Below are 3297 nucleotides of genomic sequence, written 5' to 3' on the forward strand. Positions count from 1 at the left end.
ATTTGCAATTGCATAAAAGCTTTGTTGAGTTCCAATTCCAAATACTCTTTTGTTCTTTCGGTTTGCAATTGGTAAGCATCCATTTTGGATTTGGCGGCTTGTCGTCCATACAATCCATCAACGTTGATAAGCGGTTGCAAAACATCAATTCGGGTGGCAAAGTTTTTGGTTTGCGATGGATTGTTCAGTTTGGCGGGATCAAAGTCGGAAGGTGTTAAAATTCCCTGATTCAATTTGGAACCAAAAGCCATCAACGGGTTGGTTGTTGCCATTGAAGTATGCGAAGCAGAAATATTAGGCAAGAACAGCGAATTTGATTGGCGATAATCTGCCTGTGCCGATTTGAAATCTTGATTGGCCATCTTAATTTGCAAATTTTTATCCGCCGCTTTTGCCCAAATGTCTTTTTTAGAAATAGCTATTGTATCTTGACTATATCCAAAATAGGTGATTGAAATAATTCCCAGTAGTATAAAATTGATTTTCTTCATAATTGATTTTCTAAATTATGAGGCAAATTTAGAATGATGAAAAACGATAGTCAGTAACAATTGTCACAGTCATAGCAAGTAATTTTTTAAAAAAATGATATCAATAGAGAAAGCCTCAAAATAATACTACTTATATAAATTAATTGAAATGATTATAGTGTTTTTTCAATAGGTGTTTTTTTTTCTGAAAGACTGTGCTATATTTATAAAAATTTTAGAATAGCAAACATTTAATTATTTAATTTCTAATAATGGAAAAGACGAAAAAGGAGTTGACCTATGATGAATTACTCCAAAAAGTTGAGGCACAAGAATTAATTATTAAAGAGTTAAATGAAGAAAAAAATGCTATTACCAATTTTGAGTATTTTGTAAAAGAGTCTCCTGATTTAGTTTGCATCGGCGACACTAATGGGTATTATAAAATAGTCAATGATGGATTTACCAAAGTTTTGGGCTATTCAAGGGAGGAATTATTGTCAAGACCATTTCTTGAGTTTATCCATCCTGATGATTTGGAAAAAACTTTAGAAGCAATCAAAAAATTAGTCAGTAATTATAGTTATCCTGCAATAGCTTTTGAAAATAGATTTATAAAAAAAAATGGAGAAACGGTTTTTTTGCAATGGAAAGCCAATTTGCATACCACCAACAATTTAGTATATGCTATAGCCCGAGATGTTACAGAGATTAGAAAAACACAGGAAAAACTCTTGTCTAGTGAAAAATCACTTAATGAAGCTCAGAAAATTGCTAAAATAGGTAGTTGGGATTTTAATTTAATGACTCAAGAATTGAATTGGTCCAATGAGTTATATGAAATATTTGAAATAGAGAGTCTTCCTAATGATTCGGAGCTATATGCCAAATATTTATCCTCTTTTTTACCCGAAGACGTAGAGGGTTTAAATAGAAATGTATATAATACCATCACGAATAAGATTCCTTATGAAATGGAACATCGAATTATTTTAGCAGATCAAAAAACAAAATGGGTTTTTTGTACTGGAGTTCCCATAATCGATTAAAATAATAATGTAGTGGCATTAAAAGGAGTAGTTCAAGACATTACTCAAAAAAAACAAATTGATGACACTATCAAAGCCAAAGAGAAAGCCGAAGCTGCCAATAAAGCAAAATCTGATTTCTTGGCCAATATGAGTCATGAAATCAGGACACCACTCAATGGGATTGTAGGTTTTACGGACTTGTTGCTGAAAACAAAATTTGATAACGACCAATTGGAATATCTCAAAACGGTCAATGAATCGGCCAATACGTTGATGGAAATTATCAATAACATTCTGGATTTTTCAAAAATTGAATCTGGAAAACTGGAATTGAATTGTGAGGAAATTGATATTATTCAATTGTCAAATCAAATTATAAATTTATTCAAATACGAGGCCAATCATAAAAAAATTGAGTTATTGCTTGATATTGATCCCAATGTGCCGAAATGTATCAATGGAGATTCATTCAGATTAAAGCAGATATTGGTGAACTTGTTAAGTAATGCGATGAAATTTACCTTTTCGGGTCATATCAAATTGCAAGTGGTACAAGTTGAAGAGGGAGAAATGTTTTCGAAAATTAAGTTTTCTGTAATAGATACCGGAATTGGAATTAAAGATTATAATCAAAAGAAAATTTTTCAATCATTTGTTCAAGCTGATAATACTACTACCAGAAAATACGGAGGAACAGGACTAGGATTAGCGATTTCAAGCCAGCTTTTAGCATTAAAAAACAGTGAATTAAAATTAAAGAGTAATCACGGAATGGGAAGTAAATTCTTTTTTACTGTTGCATATGATAAAATGCCGTGTAAGCCCAATAATTTGGAAGTAAAAAGAGATTTTGTTCAAAATCCGCCTTCTCATTTATCAAATTCAATATGTAGTTTTAAGGTATTAATTGCTGAAGACAATAAAATAAACATGCTTTTGGCCAAAACATTGGTCAATAAAATTATAAAAAATTGTGATCTGATAGAAGCGACCAACGGTCAGGATGCAGTAGCTTTGGCAGAAGAAAATTTGCCAGATTTAATTTTGATGGATATTCAAATGCCAATTCAAAATGGTTATGATGCCACTTTAGAAATCAGAAAATCAGACAAAACTAAGCATATTCCGGTTATTGCCTTAACAGCTGGAGTTTTGAATGGAGAAAGAGAAAAGTGTATAGAACACGGAATGTCTGATTATATTACAAAGCCTATTGTTCAATCTGATTTGGAAAAAGTGTTATCAAAATGGTTGGAGAGCTAATACTAACGATTTATCATTTTTTTCTTTTAAAGACATTTTCTAAGCAATAAAAAATCTTCCTTTATCAATAGTTAAGGGAGATTTTTTATTTGGTTCAAATGTAGTTTCTGTGTAGATTCTAATTATTTATTCCTTAATGTATTATGTGATATAAATTTCATATCTTTAGTTACCTACTTTTTTTGTTATTTGGTTTTGTCTATTAATTCATTTTTGTTTTGTGATTATGAAAGAAACTATACCATCAGTTGAAGAATTATTGCAAAAAATAAAAAAACAGGAGCATAAGATTTCGTTACTACAAAGGAAAATAGATTCTATTCCTAATTTTGAATTTTTTACCAGAGAAACTTCTGATTTTATTTGCGTTACGGATTTAAATAGTTTTTTTAAAGAATTCAATCTTGTATTCATTAAAAAATTAGGCTATTCCAAAAGGGAATTACTACTGAACAGCTATATCAAATACATCTACCCGGAAGATGTTGCCAAAACAAGGCAAGCGCTTCAAGATCTTTTAAAAGGAAAGACTT

General features: G+C 30.7%; 4 protein-coding genes. 3 read left to right on the forward strand and 1 reads right to left on the reverse strand.

The annotated features are described in order from the left end of the window. Positions 1 to 491, reverse strand: a 491-nt coding sequence (locus VFS71_RS12050) for a TolC family protein (protein WP_326401532.1), incomplete at its 3' end; no start/stop codon positions are given. 251 nt (positions 492 to 742) lie between these two features. On the opposite strand from VFS71_RS12050, the gene VFS71_RS12055 reads away from it, so the two are divergent. The 3 genes from VFS71_RS12055 to VFS71_RS12065 form a co-directional block, all read left to right on the forward strand. Beyond that, entirely contained in the window at positions 743 to 1519 is a 777-nt protein-coding gene (locus tag VFS71_RS12055; protein ID WP_326401533.1) for a PAS domain-containing protein, read from the forward strand. A 12-nt stretch (positions 1520 to 1531) separates the two neighbouring features. Beyond that, complete coding sequence (locus VFS71_RS12060; protein ID WP_326401534.1) at positions 1532 to 2764, forward strand: histidine kinase dimerization/phospho-acceptor domain-containing protein; 1233 nt, start codon at positions 1532 to 1534, stop codon at positions 2762 to 2764. A gap of 226 nt (positions 2765 to 2990) precedes the next feature. Beyond that, a partial coding sequence (locus VFS71_RS12065) for a PAS domain-containing protein (RefSeq protein WP_326401536.1) occupies positions 2991 to 3297 on the forward strand: 307 nt, incomplete at its 3' end.

This window comes from Flavobacterium sp. (genome assembly GCF_035760125.1).
Lineage (GTDB): Bacteria > Bacteroidota > Bacteroidia > Flavobacteriales > Flavobacteriaceae > Flavobacterium.